Source organism: Vibrio sp. C8, from assembly GCF_054051265.1.
Map to the genome: position 1 here is coordinate 1 of NZ_JBPAOE010000023.1, position 16,619 is coordinate 16,619.

At 42.7% G+C, this 16,619-nt stretch carries 20 protein-coding genes; 4 read left to right on the plus strand and 16 right to left on the minus strand.

Features of this window, described 5'->3' with window-relative positions; all coding sequences use genetic code 11:
• Positions 1 to 345: 345 nt before the first annotated feature.
• From ACRQQK_RS13915 to dusA, 7 genes are all read right to left on the minus strand, one after another.
• The gene (locus ACRQQK_RS13915; RefSeq protein ID WP_457512390.1) at positions 346 to 1,098 is read right to left on the minus strand and encodes a phosphoadenylyl-sulfate reductase; all 753 of its coding nucleotides are present in this window, start codon (positions 1,096 to 1,098) and stop codon (positions 346 to 348) included.
• A complete protein-coding gene (gene cysI / locus ACRQQK_RS13920; RefSeq protein WP_457512392.1) occupies positions 1,091 to 2,839 on the minus strand; it encodes an assimilatory sulfite reductase (NADPH) hemoprotein subunit in 1,749 nt (582 codons plus the stop codon). The genes ACRQQK_RS13915 and cysI overlap by 8 nt, the downstream gene beginning before the upstream one ends.
• On the minus strand, positions 2,839 to 4,671 hold the full coding sequence (locus tag ACRQQK_RS13925; protein ID WP_457512394.1) for an assimilatory sulfite reductase (NADPH) flavoprotein subunit: 1,833 nt from the start codon (positions 4,669 to 4,671) through the stop codon (positions 2,839 to 2,841). The genes cysI and ACRQQK_RS13925 overlap by 1 nt, the downstream gene beginning before the upstream one ends.
• A gap of 112 nt (positions 4,672 to 4,783) precedes the next feature.
• Complete coding sequence (locus tag ACRQQK_RS13930) at positions 4,784 to 5,020, minus strand: hypothetical protein (RefSeq protein WP_042490298.1); 237 nt, start codon at positions 5,018 to 5,020, stop codon at positions 4,784 to 4,786.
• Between the two features lie 141 nt (positions 5,021 to 5,161).
• On the minus strand, positions 5,162 to 5,827 hold the full coding sequence (locus tag ACRQQK_RS13935; RefSeq protein WP_457512396.1) for a TIGR04219 family outer membrane beta-barrel protein: 666 nt from the start codon (positions 5,825 to 5,827) through the stop codon (positions 5,162 to 5,164).
• Positions 5,828 to 5,912: 85 nt separating this feature from the next.
• Complete coding sequence (gene pspG, locus ACRQQK_RS13940; RefSeq protein WP_042490308.1) at positions 5,913 to 6,122, minus strand: envelope stress response protein PspG; 210 nt, start codon at positions 6,120 to 6,122, stop codon at positions 5,913 to 5,915.
• 179 nt (positions 6,123 to 6,301) lie between these two features.
• Positions 6,302 to 7,309 carry a tRNA dihydrouridine(20/20a) synthase DusA gene (gene dusA / locus ACRQQK_RS13945; protein ID WP_457512398.1) on the minus strand — a complete coding sequence of 336 codons (1,008 nt, stop codon included), beginning with the start codon at positions 7,307 to 7,309 and terminating at the stop codon, positions 6,302 to 6,304.
• Positions 7,310 to 7,700: 391 nt separating this feature from the next.
• Here dusA and zur point away from each other — a divergent pair, with 391 nt between their 5' ends.
• Positions 7,701 to 8,150: a zinc uptake transcriptional repressor Zur gene (gene zur / locus ACRQQK_RS13950; RefSeq protein ID WP_042490291.1), complete on the plus strand. Its 450-nt coding sequence runs from the start codon at positions 7,701 to 7,703 to the stop codon at positions 8,148 to 8,150.
• A gap of 26 nt (positions 8,151 to 8,176) precedes the next feature.
• A complete protein-coding gene (locus ACRQQK_RS13955) occupies positions 8,177 to 8,638 on the plus strand; it encodes a chemotaxis protein CheX (protein WP_042490288.1) in 462 nt (153 codons plus the stop codon).
• Positions 8,639 to 8,742: 104 nt separating this feature from the next.
• Here the strand turns inward: ACRQQK_RS13955 and pgi are convergent, their stop codons facing one another.
• Entirely contained in the window at positions 8,743 to 10,395 is a 1,653-nt protein-coding gene (gene pgi, locus ACRQQK_RS13960) for a glucose-6-phosphate isomerase (protein WP_457512401.1), read from the minus strand.
• Between the two features lie 293 nt (positions 10,396 to 10,688).
• Here pgi and ACRQQK_RS13965 point away from each other — a divergent pair, with 293 nt between their 5' ends.
• A complete protein-coding gene (locus tag ACRQQK_RS13965; RefSeq protein WP_457512403.1) occupies positions 10,689 to 11,108 on the plus strand; it encodes a secondary thiamine-phosphate synthase enzyme YjbQ in 420 nt (139 codons plus the stop codon).
• 118 nt (positions 11,109 to 11,226) lie between these two features.
• Here the strand turns inward: ACRQQK_RS13965 and ACRQQK_RS13970 are convergent, their stop codons facing one another.
• Positions 11,227 to 12,639 (minus strand): replicative DNA helicase, encoded by a 1,413-nt coding sequence (locus tag ACRQQK_RS13970; protein WP_457512405.1) that lies wholly within the window; start codon positions 12,637 to 12,639, stop codon positions 11,227 to 11,229.
• Between the two features lie 354 nt (positions 12,640 to 12,993).
• Between ACRQQK_RS13970 and ACRQQK_RS13975 the strand changes: the two genes are divergently transcribed.
• Positions 12,994 to 13,758 (plus strand): DUF481 domain-containing protein, encoded by a 765-nt coding sequence (locus ACRQQK_RS13975; RefSeq protein WP_457512407.1) that lies wholly within the window; start codon positions 12,994 to 12,996, stop codon positions 13,756 to 13,758.
• 69 nt (positions 13,759 to 13,827) lie between these two features.
• Here ACRQQK_RS13975 and rplI read toward each other — a convergent pair whose 3' ends face one another.
• The 7 genes from rplI to ACRQQK_RS14010 all read right to left on the minus strand — a co-directional run.
• The gene (gene rplI / locus ACRQQK_RS13980) at positions 13,828 to 14,277 is read right to left on the minus strand and encodes a 50S ribosomal protein L9 (protein WP_042490280.1); all 450 of its coding nucleotides are present in this window, start codon (positions 14,275 to 14,277) and stop codon (positions 13,828 to 13,830) included.
• Positions 14,278 to 14,309: 32 nt separating this feature from the next.
• A complete protein-coding gene (rpsR, locus tag ACRQQK_RS13985) occupies positions 14,310 to 14,537 on the minus strand; it encodes a 30S ribosomal protein S18 (protein ID WP_042490278.1) in 228 nt (75 codons plus the stop codon).
• Positions 14,538 to 14,552: 15 nt separating this feature from the next.
• Positions 14,553 to 14,855: a primosomal replication protein N gene (gene priB, locus ACRQQK_RS13990; RefSeq protein WP_457512410.1), complete on the minus strand. Its 303-nt coding sequence runs from the start codon at positions 14,853 to 14,855 to the stop codon at positions 14,553 to 14,555.
• Between the two features lie 8 nt (positions 14,856 to 14,863).
• The gene (gene rpsF, locus ACRQQK_RS13995; RefSeq protein WP_457512412.1) at positions 14,864 to 15,241 is read right to left on the minus strand and encodes a 30S ribosomal protein S6; all 378 of its coding nucleotides are present in this window, start codon (positions 15,239 to 15,241) and stop codon (positions 14,864 to 14,866) included.
• A gap of 195 nt (positions 15,242 to 15,436) precedes the next feature.
• Positions 15,437 to 15,913, minus strand: coding sequence for a bacterioferritin (gene bfr, locus ACRQQK_RS14000; protein WP_042490273.1), 477 nt, complete (start codon positions 15,911 to 15,913; stop codon positions 15,437 to 15,439).
• A gap of 105 nt (positions 15,914 to 16,018) precedes the next feature.
• Complete coding sequence (locus tag ACRQQK_RS14005; protein ID WP_042490272.1) at positions 16,019 to 16,207, minus strand: (2Fe-2S)-binding protein; 189 nt, start codon at positions 16,205 to 16,207, stop codon at positions 16,019 to 16,021.
• Positions 16,208 to 16,530: 323 nt separating this feature from the next.
• Positions 16,531 to 16,619 (minus strand): EF-Tu C-terminal domain-related protein (locus tag ACRQQK_RS14010; RefSeq protein ID WP_457512415.1); only part of this gene is annotated, 89 nt, incomplete at its 5' end.

The following is a 16,619-nucleotide window of genomic DNA, read 5'->3' on the forward strand; positions in this document are numbered from 1 at the left end:
ACTGTCAGTGTCAAACACTTTTTCAATTTTCTTTTTTAGAAGTCTTATCCTCTACCAACACCTGCTGAAGCCTTGCGACGTCTGCCGTGTCAGTGAGGTCGCATTATAGAGATCCTTCTCACACTGGCAAGTGTTATTTTGCAAAAAATACAAAAATAATGCTTAACCGGAGAAAACATCGCCAAAGTCCTATTTATCCAACTTTACCCAAAACTTGATTACAGGTTATCCACAGAGTTATCCTTTTTGTTGTTTACCCAGTCGATGACCTGTCTTATAAAAAAGCTGCAATTGCAGCTTTTTTATTGGTAGATAGAAAATTAACTAACTAAAACGGACGTTTTCTTAGTTGTTATCTTCATGAAGACCACATTCTCGCTTCAAGCCGAAGAAACGAGTTTCCTCTTCTGCCATTCCAGGCTCCCATTTACGAGTTGTGTGTGTATCACCAACCGATAGGTAACCTTGTTCCCAAAGAGGATGATATGGAAGGTCATTATCTTTTAGGTAATAGTGGACATCTTTATTCGTCCAATCGATAACAGGGAGAAACTTAAACACGCCATTTTGAACTGCTAATATAGGCAACGTTGCTCTAGATTGAGATTGCTCTCGGCGCAAACCTGAAAACCAAACTCCAACAGACAGTTCTTCTAAAGCTTTACGCATTGGCTCTACTTTATTAAGACGGTTGTATTGTTCGATACCCTCTACACCCTGCTCCCAAAGTTTACCAAAACGCGCTTCTTGCCATGCTGGTGTAAGTTCAGACTTATAGATTTGCAAATTCAGATTCAAACGCTGAGTTAACTCATCAATAAACTGATAGGTTTCAGGGAACAAGTAGCCTGTATCCGTCAAGACTACAGGCACATCAGCTTTAATGCTCGATACAAGATGTAACATTAATGCTGCTTGAATACCGAAACTTGAAGATACTGCATAAGTGCCCGGTAAGTTTTCGAATGCCCATTCCACACGTTCTTGAGCGGTTAAGCTTTCGAGATAAGCATTAACTTCTGCAAGACGAAGTGTTTGTTCCACTTTTGTCAGAGCGAGCAGTTCTGACAAATCAGGCACAGAGACAGTATCAAGCATAAAAGTCCCTCTTAGATACAATGACCTCTTGAATGATTCCAGATCGGACCGTGAAATCGCCAAAGCCTTCACCCGCTTCACGCTCTTTCGACCAGCGCTCCACTAGCTGATCGATCTCTTCTAAGATCTGTTGCTCAGTGATGTTCTCTTTATACATCTTAGGAATTCGCGTACCTGCCTTATTACCACCAAGATGCAAGTTATAGCGCCCAGGTGCTTTACCGACTAAACCAAGTTCTGCCAACATTGCTCGGCCACAACCATTAGGGCAACCAGTTACACGTAAGATAATGTTCTCTTCTTTTGGTAAGTTGTGTTTTTCGAGAATACCTTCCACATCAGTAACAAAAGAAGGAAGGAAGCGTTCAGCTTCCGCCATGGCTAACGGACAGGTTGGAAACGCCACACACGCCATTGAGTTCTTACGCTGTTCGCTGACAGAGTCATCCATCAAACCATGTTCACGCGCAATCTTCTCAATCAGTTCTTTTTGATCTGCCGGAACACCCGCAACAATTAAGTTCTGGTTAGCAGTCATGCGGAAGTCACCTTGGTGAATCTTGGCAATTTCAGCAACGCCCGTTTTTAGAGGTTTACCCGGATAATCAAGTAAACGGCCATTCTCTATAAATAGAGAGAGATGGAATTTGCCATCGATACCTTCTACCCAACCAATACGGTCACCACGCTCAGTGAACTCATAAGGACGGCTTGCCTCAAACTGAATTCCTGCACGCTTCTCTACTTCTGCTTTAAATACATCAACACCCACACGATCTAATGTGTATTTGGTTTTCGCATTCTTACGGTTTGAACGGTTACCCCAATCACGCTGCGTTGTTACCACAGCCGCAGCTACGTCTAATGTTTTTTCTGCTGGAATATAACCTAAGTCATCTGCATGACGAGGATAAGTAGACGTATCACCATGAGTCATGGCTAGACCACCGCCCACCAGCACATTGAAGCCCACCAGCTTGCCGTTGTCCGCAATCGCAACAAAGCTAAGATCGTTAGCATGCACGTCGATGTCATTATGAGGTGGAATAACAACCGTTGTTTTGAACTTACGAGGAAGATAAGTGCTTCCTAGAATAGGTTCTTCATCAGTTGTTTCTACTTTCTCACCATCTAACCAAATTTCCGCATAAGCACGAGTTTTTGGTAGTAAATGTTCACTGATTTTTGCCGCCCACTCATAAGCTTCTTGATGTAACTCAGACTCCACTGGGTTAGACGTACATAATACGTTTCGGTTTACGTCGCCCGCGGTAGCAATTGAATCAATACCAATACTATTGAGAGTCTGATGCATTAGCTTAATATTTGGTTTTAATACACCATGGAACTGGAAAGTCTGGCGAGTCGTCAAACGAATACTTCCATACATAGTGTGTTCAGTGGCGAACTTGTCGATAGCTAGCCATTGCTTAGGTTGGATAATCCCGCCAGGCATACGAGCTCGAAGCATCACATTATGTAATGGTTCCAGCTTTTGCTTAGTTCGTTCGTTGCGAATATCACGGTCGTCTTGTTGATACATACCGTGGAAACGGATGAGCTGGAAGTTGTCTGCTGTGAATCCGCCAGTGATACGATCTTGCAGATCTTGCTCGATCGTTCCACGTAGGAAATTACTTTCTCTTTTTAAACGTTCGTTATCCGACAGAGGGCCAAGCACTTCACCCAATACTTCTTGGCTACCATTGTTACTATTTTTAGTGTCAATCTTAGTGCTCATTAGTAAACATCCCTTTGGTAACGTTTCGCTTTGCGAAGTTCATTTAAATACTCTTCTGCCTTTTCACGAGTCAGGCCACCTTGCTGATCAGCAACAATAACGAGTGCTTCATGGACATCTTTCGCCATACGAGTCGCATCGCCACAGATATAGATATACGCGCCTTCTTGCAGCCACTGCCAGACCTGTTCTGCTTGCTCAAGAATACGGTGCTGAACATATACTTTTTCATGTTGGTCTCGGCTAAACGCCACATCCAAACGACTCAAAGCACCTGACTTCAGATATTTCTGCCACTCTACTTGATACAAGAAATCTTGAGTGAAAGTACGGTCACCGAAGAACAACCAGTTCTTACCTTCTGCTCCACGGTTTTCACGCTCTTGAACAAAGCTGCGGAATGGAGCAATGCCAGTGCCCGGACCAACCATGATGATCGGTGTAGAGTCATCCTGTGGCAGTTTGAAGTTGTTATTGTGTTCGATGAAGATTTTGACTTCATCGCCCTCTTCCAGTCTACGACCTAAGAAGCTAGAAGCTCCACCTTGGCGAACGTCTTCACCTTGTTCGTATTCAACGATACCAACAGTTAAATGCACTTCGTCATCCACTTCGAACTGACTGGATGCAATAGAATAAAGACGAGGCGTTAAACGACGTAGCAAAGAAACTAGCTCTTCAGCTGACAGCTTGGTTTGCTTCTCTTTCAATACATCAAGAATTTGAGTGTTTGATGAGTACTCACGAAGTTTATCTTTGTCTGCGACCAGAGCTTGTAGCTTTTCACTGCCCGATAGCTCAGCAAACTTAGTGATGAACTGAGGATTTGCTGCAGTGATTTCATATTTACTGACCAGAGCGCTATGAATAGAAAGACTTTCTCCATCAACATCCACACTTTCAACGCCTGACAAGCCTACCGCTCCTGCTACAGCGCTTGCCAGTTCAGAACTGTTCTCATACCAAACACCTAGAGCGTCGCCCGGTTGATAAGTCAAACCTGAGCCTTCTAAATCAATTTCGATATGACGAACGTCTTTTCCTGAATCGCGACCTGTGATTTTTTGGCTAGTCAGTAAGGTTGCTGTATACGGATTTTGTTTTGTGTATTGAGAGTGAGAAACTGACGTCTGACCGACTGGCAGTTGCACTACTTCAGCTTGGCTACTTGCCAACGATTCTTTGACAACTTCAATGACTTTAGCACGCCACTCTGCTGCAGGCTGATCGTAATCAACGTCACAGTCAACTCGGTCGATAAAACGTTTCGCGCCTAACTTTTCTAGGAATGCATCGAAGTCTTTACCCGTCTGGCAGAAAAACTCATAGCTGGAGTCACCCAAACCAATTACGCCATATTCCAAATTCGGCAGCTTAGGTGCTTTCTTTGATTGCAGAAATTCATGCAACTCGAGAGCATTATCTGGCGCTTCACCTTCACCGTTGGTTGAAGCGACGAAAATAACGTGCGTCTCTTTGGCTAAGTCTTTGCCTTTGTAATCACTGGCGTCAAATAGGCGAACTGCAACACCAGCAGCTTGCGCCTCATGCTCAAGCGCTTCTGCAACGCCTTTTGCATTACCCGTTTGCGAAGCATAGATGATGGTTAACTGGCTATCTGGTTTAGCAACAGCAAATGCTGATGGCTGAGTAAGAGGTGAGTTCGTTGTCACTGATTGAGATTGACTTAAACCCCAAAAATAACCGCTCACCCACGCTAGTTGCTGAGGTGAAAGTTGTGAAACCGTTTGTTGCAGCTGATTTAACTGCGAGTCGTTTAGCGGGCCAGTTAAACTAACCAGCTCTTTTGGTATGGTATTTCCTGAAGACATTGTCACGACTTCCTTATTCATTGCGTGACGATAGATTAACCACTCTCCTTAATAACAAGAAAGAATAGAAGAGAATGTTTTATAACTTTTTGGAAGTAAGAAGGTTAAAAACTTAATCTCTGGTTGATTCCACCCTGACTTGTTTAAAACCTACCGCCATCGCTGATTTCGATGCCAGGTCCAAATCTGCATAGTGGCACTCTTCACCGCTGGCGTTCGTCAGTAGAACAAAACCACCCGCTTGATGGCGAAATTCCACTATCCACGAGCCTTCGTGAGCGGAAGGCTCTATGATCGCCTCCACCAGCATCTTCTCTCGATACAAGTTTCTCAGTTCCGCGATTGTCATTCCCTATACTCTCACCTAGCTAAGTCCACCTAATAAGCATGGCTCAATTATGATGAAGTACTAAATAACTATGAGAAATATTTTCTAGCTGCTAGATGTAAAAAAGCCACGGCGTGCGTGGCTTTTTGCTTTGAATCAGGACTAAAACTTAAACTGAGCGCCTAGGAACCAACCGTCTGCAAACACATAAGACATTTTGTTGTCAGGAGAAGCTGTCGCTAAATCGGTGAATTCAAGGTCAATAACTCGATAGCCACCGCGGAAAGAGAGATCGCCCTCAGCTAAAGGCACAACATACTGAACCCCAGCGATCACATCCGAACTTTTTATGCCATCACTTTCACCAAATTCGAACTGACCAATGATGTCAAAATTGGTTTCCGGTACGGAGATTTCAGCATGTGCGTACCAGTTGAAAGTCAGATCATCGAACGAGTACTTCTGTCCATCTCTTGCTTTATATTCACTGTTCGCATACTGGGTCATAGAAATACCCGCATCGAACGTCATCAAATCACGCTCTAAAATATTGTAATAGAAGGTGTAGTCGAATTTATCGTAAGAAGCATAATCAGCATCCAGATTGGTATACCGAACACTAACATTAGGTAAATACGGTAACTGATGCTCGAATGCTAAATTCAAGACAGGAGAGTTCGCATCATCACGACGTGTATTATCAATTTTAGTACTTGGTAACCACATATCAGCGGCAACGTTCACCCCAACAGGCGAGTTGGCACACCAAACAGGAGCCGAGCCTATCATGAGTAGAGAAGTAAATACGGCTACGATAGGTTTGTTCATCCTATGTTTGCTCCAAAAATTTTCACTAACGAATAAACGTGATACTAGCATATTACCTATGCGGGAAAACTCATATTCGTAAGAATTAACGTGGCGCTTTATCTCCCTGACGAAAAATCCACACAATCACTGCAATCGCCAATATCCAAGGTAGCAGTTTAATCGCCATGCCAAACATACCGAGCACCAGCATCACTAATAAAGACAGGCCAATCGCGGCAAACACACTCATAAGAGTTAGTCCTGTCACCAGCAATGTCGCCACAAAAACCAATATAAAGATAATCTCGAACATCATTCACTCTCCTTTTAGCTATGCTTTTTTCATCATGCTGCAGAAGTATTAGCAGTATTCATTCCAAGTTTACAACAGTTGTAATTAACTGAATTTAAATAATAAAAAAGCCAACACATCAAAAACCGTTGGCTTCTCAATAAAATTCAGAGGTAAAACTCACTAACTAGTGGTGAAATTTACACACCCAAATCTTGATATGGAATTTTGGCTAAAGCGGCTTCAACAACTTCAATACCGGCTCCTGCCTTGTGTGCATTTTCACTAATGTGACGGCGCCATTGACGCGCACCCGGCATACTTTGGAACATACCAAGCATGTGGCGAGTAATGTGACCAAGATAAGCGCCTTGTGATAATTGCTGCTCAATGTATGGGAACATTTCAAAAATCACTTCAGAACGTTTCTTAACAGGTGCATCTAAACCGAATATCTGTTGATCAACTTCAGCCAGAATATAAGGACTTTGGTACGCTTCGCGGCCAATCATTACACCGTCTAAATGAGCTAAATGCAGTTTCGCTTCTTCCAGACTTTTCACACCGCCATTGATAGCGATGTTTAAGTGAGAGAAATCTTTCTTGATTTGATATGCGCGGTTGTAATCCAACGGTGGAATTTCGCGGTTCTCTTTCGGACTCAATCCACTCAGCCAAGCTTTACGAGCATGAATCGTAAACTGCTCACAGCCACCTTTCTCTGACACTATAGAGATGAAATCTGCCAGAAACTCATACGAATCTTGATCATCAATGCCAATACGTGTTTTTACCGTCACAGGTACATCAACAACCTCTTTCATCGCTGCAACACAATCTGCAACCAACTGAGGCTCCGCCATTAAGCACGCACCAAAGCGACCATTCTGAACACGGTCTGACGGACACCCTACATTGAGGTTGATTTCATCATAACCACGCTCTTGAGCCAGCTTTGCACAATGCGCAAGATCAACGGGGTTTGAACCACCAAGTTGCAACGCCACTGGATGTTCTTCTTGGTTATACGCAAGAAAATCACCTTTCCCGTGAATAATCGCACCGGTAGTCACCATTTCGGTATACAACAGAGTTTGCGATGTCATTAAACGATGGAAGTAACGACAATGGCGATCCGTCCAATCGAGCATTGGAGCGACTGAAAGGCGGTTAGCTTTATATTTTGAAGTGTCTTTAGCAATAGTCATGATTTATATCGAGTTCAGATACCGTGATGAAATACTTCGCTAGCAGAGGTTAGCTGCTAGTCCAGTCAAAAATAGAACGAATTTATACGCTTACATTGATGACTGAAGATAGCGTGCAAAATGGTTCCTTCGCTTTACATTTCAGAGAGCGGCGATTATACACACAGAGCTGAGAAATTCATAAAAAAGCTGGCTAACACTCTCGATGTATCGTCTAAAAAGTGCAAACGAGATCAACGAACAGTTGTTATAGAGTATCGTTTTTTGGCGATATAAGGTAAGTTACCGCTAATTGGCTTTTATCGATACGCCATGTTCTTCGAGCGTCATTATTTTAAGAATGCGCTTTATTCACTAATAAATGGTATATCATTACTAAAGTCCAAAGATTATGGTGATAGAATTGGACACTAAGCTAACTAAGCAAGTAGAAGAAATTTGTGCAGCTCGAGGAGTCAGGCTGACCTCTCAACGTAAGCGTGTATTTGAGCTTATTTGTGCAAGTGAAAAAGCGTCAAGTGCCTATGAGCTACTAGACGATTTAAAAAAGAGTGAACCTCAGGCTAAGCCACCAACGGTCTATCGAGCGTTGGACTTCTTAATGGAGCAAGGCTTTATCCATAGAGTGGAATCCACAAACAGTTTTATTTCTTGCTGTTCTTGCAATGCACATAAGCATTTTTCACAACTATTAATTTGTGACCAGTGTGGTAATGTCGTAGAACTACAAGATGATAATCTGATTGCCCAGCTGGCGAAGAATGCTGAGCAACACGGTTTTACCATTAGCAACCAAGTGATCGAATCACACGGTGTCTGTAAAACCTGTTCCTCGAAATAATTTTTTGATTCAGATAGAAGAAGGTTATGCGCGCTGAATTTGTAAACCCGTTTCTAGCGTCTTTAATGAACGTTTTAAAAACGATGGCTTCTTTAGAATTGAAGCCTCAGAAGCCTCGTCTAAAGAAAGATGAGATTGCCCGTGGAGATGTCTCCGGATTAATTGGCATGGTCGGCAGTCAAACGCGTGGCTCAATGTCTATTACATTTGATGAAAACCTAGCATTAGAAATCATGCAGAATATGTTGGGCGAGAGGCCAAATGGCCTAAATGAAGAAGTTACCGACATGGTTGGTGAAATTACCAACATGGTCACAGGTGGCGCTAAACGAATTCTGGCTGAAAGCGGCTTTGATTTCGATATGGCAACACCAGTGGTTGTTTCTGGTAAAGGGCATACGATTCGTCACAAATGTGAAGGCTCGATCATTATCATGCCGTTCTCTTCACAATGGGGTAATGCTTTCATCGAAATCTGTTTCGAGTAGCGAGCACTCAACATCCCGTTCCATTGAACGAAAAAAGGCTGATGTAAAATACATCAGCCTTTTTGCATTCTAAAGCCCATGTAAAACACGGGCTCTAGCCAAACTTAGCTACGCAGTGCTTTGAATGCGTTAATCAGACCGTTAGTTGAGCTGTCATGTGAAGTGATTTCAGATGCATCAGCCAACTCAGGCAGGATTTGGTTTGCGAGTTGCTTACCAAGTTCTACACCCCATTGGTCAAATGTAAAGATGTTCCAGATGATGCCTTGAACGAAGATTTTATGTTCGTACATTGCAATCAGGTTACCTAGTGAACGAGGTGTAATTTGCTTAACCAGAATAGAGTTGGTTGGGCGGTTACCTTCGAATACTTTGAAAGGAACAAGCTTCGCTACTTCTTCTGCATTCATACCAGATTTCTCAAGCTCAGCTTTTACAGTTTCAGCCGATTTACCAAACGCTAGCGCTTCAGTTTGAGCGAAGAAGTTAGACATCAGTTTTTGGTGATGATCGCTGGTTGGGTTGTGAGTCACTGCTGGAGCAATGAAGTCACAAGGGATCATCTTAGTGCCTTGGTGGATCAACTGATAGAAAGCGTGTTGACCGTTAGTACCAGGCTCACCCCAAATAATTGGGCCAGTTTGGTAAGTGACTGGGTTACCGTCACGATCTGTGTATTTACCGTTTGACTCCATGTTACCTTGTTGGAAGTAAGCAGCAAAACGGTGCATGTATTGATCGTATGGAAGAATCGCTTCTGATTCCGCGCCGTGGAAGTTGTTGTACCAAATGCCAATCAACGCCAAGATCACTGGAATGTTGCTTTCAAATGAGGTTTCAACGAAGTGGTTATCCATTTCGTGAGCACCAGTTAAAAGCTCAACAAAGTTCTCGTAACCGATTGAAAGAATAATAGACAGACCGATAGCAGACCATAGTGAGTAACGGCCACCAACCCAGTCCCAGAAACCAAACATGTTGTCAGTATCAATACCAAACTCTGAAACAGCGCCAGCGTTAGTAGAAAGAGCCGCAAAGTGCTTAGCTACATGAGCTTCATCACCTGCCGATTTCAAGAACCAATCACGAGCAGAGTGCGCGTTAGTCATCGTCTCTTGAGTAGTGAAAGTCTTAGATGCAACTAGGAATAGCGTTGTTTCTGGGTTCACTTTTTTCAACGTTTCAGCGATATGAGTACCGTCAACGTTAGAAACAAAATGCATAGTCAGATGGTTTTTGTATGGCGTTAGAGCTTCAGTCACCATGTATGGACCTAAGTCTGAACCACCGATACCGATGTTAACAACATCAGTAATTGCCTTACCTGTGTAACCTTTCCATTCGCCACCAATAACGCGCTCAGAGAAAGCTTTCATCTTTTCAAGCACAGCATTCACTTCTGGAATTACATCTTTACCGTAAGCCAAAACTGGCTTGTTGCTACGGTTACGTAAAGCAGTGTGAAGTACTGCACGGCCTTCAGTTTGGTTAATAGCTTCACCACTGAACATCGCTTGAATCGCGCCTTTTACGTCAGTTTCTTCAGCTAATGCAAACAGGTGTTTCATTGTATCTTCGTTTACAAGGTTCTTTGAATAGTCGACAAGAATGTCGCTACCAAATTTTGCTGAATACTTAGCGAAACGCTCACTATCTTCTGCGAACAAAGATTTAAGGTTCATGCCTTGCACTGACTCAAAATGCGCAGTCAGAGCTTTCCAAGCTTCAGTTTGAGTTGGATTGATGTTTTTCAACATGGTATCTATCCCGATATGACTGTAGGTTTTGTTCAAACAATCTTAGCTTCTCTTCATCGATGAAGCACAGATGATTGTTCGACCCCCGATTAATAAAAATAAAAGTAAAAATGCTACCAACAAGAGTAGCAAAAAATGTAATTAATTTTCAGTACATAATTATGACTCAACCTTTAATCACTCGCTTTGAGTTAAGTCAGTAAAGGGCCGCCGCTAACGCCATAATTATTATCGTAAGGCGCTCACCATAACGCTAAACTATCTGTTTGCCAATTAGATTATGGAACTCAGAAATGTGGACACAAACTCATATTCATTTGCCTTCATACCCTAGAGGTTTTCATTTAATAACCGACGAAGTTGAACGTCAGTTACCCGATCTGAAGAAAATTTCAGTTGGCATAGTGCATCTGTTCATTCAGCACACCTCTGCGAGCTTAACCATCAACGAAAATGCAGATCCAACCGTACGTTCCGACATGGAACAGCACTTTAATCATTTTGTTCCAGAAAGAGCCCCCTACTACATTCACACATATGAAGGGGATGATGATATGCCAGCACATATTAAAGCTTCACTACTGGGTTCAAGCATCACAATCCCAATTTCAAATGGACGACTGGCATTAGGAACTTGGCAGGGAATCTATCTTGGAGAACATCGTAACCACGGTGGAAAAAGAAGAGTAATAGCTACTATTCAGGGCGAATAAACAAAAAACAGCAGGTTGATTAGCCTGCTGTTTTCTATTGCCAATAAGTGATAACTATTTGATTGGGGAGAATAAGTGCAACCAACGCCCCTAGAGTTTCAAACAGGCATGATGATGATTATTCGTTATCGAAATCGAATGCAGGTCCCGCATAGTTATCAAATCGCGAATACTGACCTTGGAATGTCAGACGTACCGAACCGATAGGGCCGTTACGCTGTTTACCAATAATAATTTCAGCCGTACCTTTCAAAGCACTATCCGGGTGGTAAACCTCATCACGATAAATGAACATGATTAAGTCCGCATCCTGCTCGATAGAGCCCGATTCACGTAAGTCCGAGTTAACCGGACGCTTATCAGCACGTTGCTCAAGAGAGCGGTTAAGCTGAGAAAGTGCCACCACAGGAACGTTCAGCTCTTTAGCCAACGCTTTCAGTGAGCGCGAAATTTCCGCGATTTCTAAAGTACGGTTATCAGACAAAGCAGGTACACGCATTAACTGCAGGTAGTCGACCATGATAAGTGATAACCCACCACGCTCACGGGCAATACGTCTTGCACGAGAACGAACTTCCGTTGGTGTCAGGCCGGAGCTATCATCGATGTACATGTTTTTCTTCTCCATCAAAATACCCATGGTCGAAGAAATACGCGCCCAATCCTCATCATCCAGTTGACCTGTACGAATTTTGGTTTGGTCAACGCGAGAAAGAGACGCTAGCATACGCATCATAATCTGTTCGGCTGGCATCTCTAGGGAGAAGATCAAAACAGGCTTGTCTTGCTCCATCGCTGCATTTTCACATAAGTTCATCGCAAAGGTCGTTTTACCCATCGATGGACGAGCCGCGACAATTACTAAATCTGAACCTTGAAGACCCGCCGTCTTCTTGTTTAGATCGGAAAAGCCGGTGTTCACACCTGTTACACCATCTTGTGGGCTCTTATATAGCAGCTCAATTCGTTCAAGCGTCTTCTCAAGAATGTTATCGACGTTCTGAGGGCCTTCATTTTCATTGGTGCGCGCTTCAGCAATCGCGAAAACTTTACTTTCTGCTAAGTCCAGTAGATCTTCTGAACTGCGACCCTGAGGATCATAACCTGCATCCGCAATCTCATTGGCAACGCCAATCAGACTACGAACCAAAGCACGTTCCGCCACGATTTCAGCGTACGCATTAATGTTTGCCGCACTTGGAGTATTCTTAGCAAGATCGGCTAAGTAAGCAAAACCACCAACATCTTCAAGTTGCTCACGCTGCTCTAAGTATTCAGAAAGCGTAATCAGATCGAGAGGTTTACTGGCCTCAAGAATGGATTTTACTGCTTCAAAAATATGTCGATGCGGGCGGCTGTAAAAGTCAGATGACACAACACGCTCAGAAACGGTATCCCAACGTTCATTATCCAAAAGCAGACCACCGATAACCGATTGTTCAGCTTCCAATGAATGAGGTGGAACTTTGATAGCATCAACTTGTGCATCTGCAGTTTTACGATATCGATTCTCTGTACGGGGTTCTGCCATTATCTTACTCAATAATTCTGGGGCCGGATTTGGCCTTAAGAGGTAAATTGCCTTAGAGCTATACCCTAAATTGCCGTTTATTATACCCAAGTCCCTTCAATATGCGAGAGCGTGGAGAAATGCGCATAAAAACAAAAACAGTGATGGCATTTGTCTTGCTGTAATATTCAATAAAGGCTACAACTTCCTGCTAGTAATTGGGCAAATACCATCTTCTATTAGAAGATTTTTCCTAATCTCACAGCCAACCCTCTACTTTCTATATCCTTTGGTGCAGAATTAACGTTAATCTGACTAAAGAACCATCAGCTGCATTTATGATTTGCGGCCTATCATGATTCACCGAGGTACTCTGTGTCCAAACTGTGGCTTCTCAGTATTAGCTTGCTAGCGTTCAATGCAGCTTATGCAACGGAAGATGCGAACAAAGATAAGGACATTGAAATGCCCTCTCCATGGGATACCCAAGTTGAGTTTGGCTATCAAGCACACTCAGGCAACACCACATCTAAAGCTCTGAATTCACGTCTAAAATCGGAATATACCTCAGGCCGCTATAGGACTACTGGCGACTGGAAATTCTATCGTCTAGAAAAAAACGGCAAAGAGACAAAAAAACAATCTACCTATTCTTTGCAAAGTGACTATAAGCTAGGCACAGATACCTATCTGTATAGTAGCTTTAAAGGTATGGATTCACAGTACACTGCTTATTTTAAAGATTACACAATTTCTGGTGGTTTGGGTTATCAGATTGCAAACAGTGAAGACTTGCTACTTGAAGTAGAGCTAGGGCCGGGTTATCGATATCAGGAACCAAACTTAGACGAAATAGATGACGATGACATTGTATTTCCTGATGTGGTTCAGGAACCGATATTCCGTACTAACGTTCGTGGTAACTGGCAAGTACTGGATAACTTGAAGTTCGGTATCGACATCACTCACATCACAGGTAAAAGTAACACCATGTGGGACAGTGATATCAGCATTACCAACAATATCACTGATGACATTGCATTGAAGCTTAGTCAGTCTCGTCAATATCACGACAAGGTGCCAGAAGGTTTAAGCAAAGCAGACAGTATCTTTTCAATCAACTTACTGTTTATTTTCTAGAACATCGTGAGTTTTAGACATAAAAAAACACCAGCCGAGGCTGGTGTTTTTAAACTTGCGTAAACTGAATTACTCAGCAACAACTTGTAGTTTAACTTCAGCAAAAACTTCAGAGTGAAGTTGAACGCTGATTTCGAACTCACCAGTGTTACGTAGAGCGCCTTCAGGTAGACGAACTTCGCTCTTAGTTACTGCAACGCCAGCCGCTGTAATAGCGTCAGCGATATCGCGAGTACCGATAGAACCGAATAGTTTACCTTCGTCACCAGCTTTAGAAGCGATAACAACAGCTTCTAGTGCGTTAACTTGGTCAGCACGAGCTTGAGCAGCAGCTAGTTGCTCAGCAACTTTAGCTTCTAGCTCAGCACGACGGCCTTCAAACATTTCAACGTTAGCTTTAGTTGCCATAACAGCCTTACCTTGAGGGATAAGGAAGTTACGAGCGTAACCAGATTTAACGTTTACAGTATCGCCAAGACCACCTAGGTTACCGATTTTATCAAGTAGAATAACTTGCATTGCTTAATCCTCTTTCTAATAAACGGTGCCGATTACTGATGTTTGTCAGTGTATGGCAGAATAGCTAGGTAGCGAGCACGTTTGATTGCGCGAGCTAGCTGACGCTGGTATTTAGCGCTAGTACCAGTGATACGACTAGGTACGATTTTGCCAGCTTCAGTGATGTAGTTTTTAAGAGTTGCTACATCTTTGTAGTCAATCTCTTGTACGCCTTCTGCAGTAAAACGGCAGAATTTACGACGACGGAAGAAACGAGCCATGGGCTATCTCCTGATCTAAATTTGAATAATGTTGTCGGCGTGTAGTACTAATTTCCCCAAACCATTTCGGCCGGTTTGATAAGCAACAAAGCCACTTACCTGAATACTACTGCCTTGTACTAAGTCTTGAGTTAAGATTTTTGACCTCTGCCCACTCACTACCACCGGGATTCGACAATAAACTTGTCGCGGGAAGTCAGCTTCAACCACCGTAGAGCGATGCTCTAGCCAAAAATGACAGTGTTCAACACCCGATGGACTTTGGCTTCGAATCGGAGGTTTAGCGACTAAGCCACTCAACTCCATTCGATTGGTCATAAATTCAATTACTCAGAAGCTTCTTCTGAACGGTCTTCAAACTGTTCGCGACGAGGAGCACGCTCTTCTTTCGCTTTTAGCATGATTGAAGGTTCAGTGATCGCTGATTTAGTACGCATGATCATGTTACGTAGAACTGCATCGTTGAAACGGAAAGCAGTTTCTAACTCGTCAATCACAGCTTGGTCAGCTTCAACGTTCATTAGAACGTAGTGAGCTTTGTGTAGCTTGTTGATTGGGTAAGCCATTTGACGACGACCCCAATCTTCTAGACGGTGTACTTTACCGCCAGCTTCAGTGATAGAACCAGTGTAACGCTCGATCATGCCAGCAACTTGCTCACTTTGATCAGGGTGCACCATGAATACGATTTCGTAATGACGCATTTATTGCTCCTTACGGATTATTAGCTTCCAAAGTTGGCCCGGTCATCCACAGGAAGCAAGGAACTAATGATAATTGACCGAGAATAAAGGAGCACGAATAGTACAGAATGTCAGCAGTGTTAGCAAGGGAAATTATTGGGAAGAAGTGAGGAATAAATGGCTAGTAAGAATTGAAGATAACTAGCCATCTTAGGGCTAGTCTTCGTCGACAAATTGAGCTTGAAGATAGTTTTCGATACCCGTTTTTTCAATTAAGCCAAGCTGTGTTTCAAGCCAGTCTACGTGTTCTTCTTCATCTTCCAGAATGTCTAGGAATAGATCACGGGACACATAATCACGAATATCTTCGGCATAAGCTATTGCGTCTTTCAAATCAGGAATCGCTGCCATCTCTAATTTGAGGTCGCATTCGAGCATTTCTTTGGTATCTTCACCTATCATCAACTTACCGAGATCTTGCAGGTTTGGTAAGCCTTCCAAAAACAAAATCCGTTCGATTAGGTGATCAGCATGTTTCATTTCATCAATAGATTCATGATACTCCTTATCTGCAAGATGCTTTAACCCCCAATCTTTGTACATGCGAGCATGTAAAAAGTATTGGTTGATCGCAACCAGCTCATTACCAAGAATTTTATTGAGATGTTGGATTATTATTGGATCGCCTTTCATGACAAAGCCCTCCTCTTTGGCTCTTTTAACTTTAGAACCGATTAAGAGAGTGTCAAAAAAGTCACACCATTTAGTCGTTCTTTATCGCGACTAAACTGATCGCCATTAACTCGCTTGTTGTAGTTGAATAACCTCAACTTCACTTAATATTTCTTTTGCCTGACGTACACATTTACCACACTGAGAGCCTAGCGGTGTGCATTGCCTGATCCCACGGATATCCGTAATACCTTGCTCAATAGCAAGCTTCTTTATTTTCTTATCAGAAATACCGTGACACAAACAAACGTACATACAGCAACCTTATTAACGACCTTTGCTAGAAATATAAAAAAGAATCGTTCTTATTACCAGTAAGTTTTATACGTTATTCAGAACGATTAGTTATAAAAAAAGCAGCAAATTCGGACTGAAAAACACTTAGGTCAACCACCACAAAGAACGCAGAAATTAAGCAACTGTTTTTATGAAGGTTATGGATAGATGTACGAATTAAGATAGATAATATCTTTATAACTAAAGCAGATTATTGAGCTAAAACGGAACTGTAATTAAAAAGCAAAAGGGAAGCCGAAGCTTCCCTTTTTAGTTGCGAGGTTCGCAGTAAAATTTCGCGATTAAGCGATAACTTTAGCTACAACACCAGCACCAACTGTACGGCCACCTTCGCGGATCGCGAAACGTAGACCTTCATCCATTGCGATTG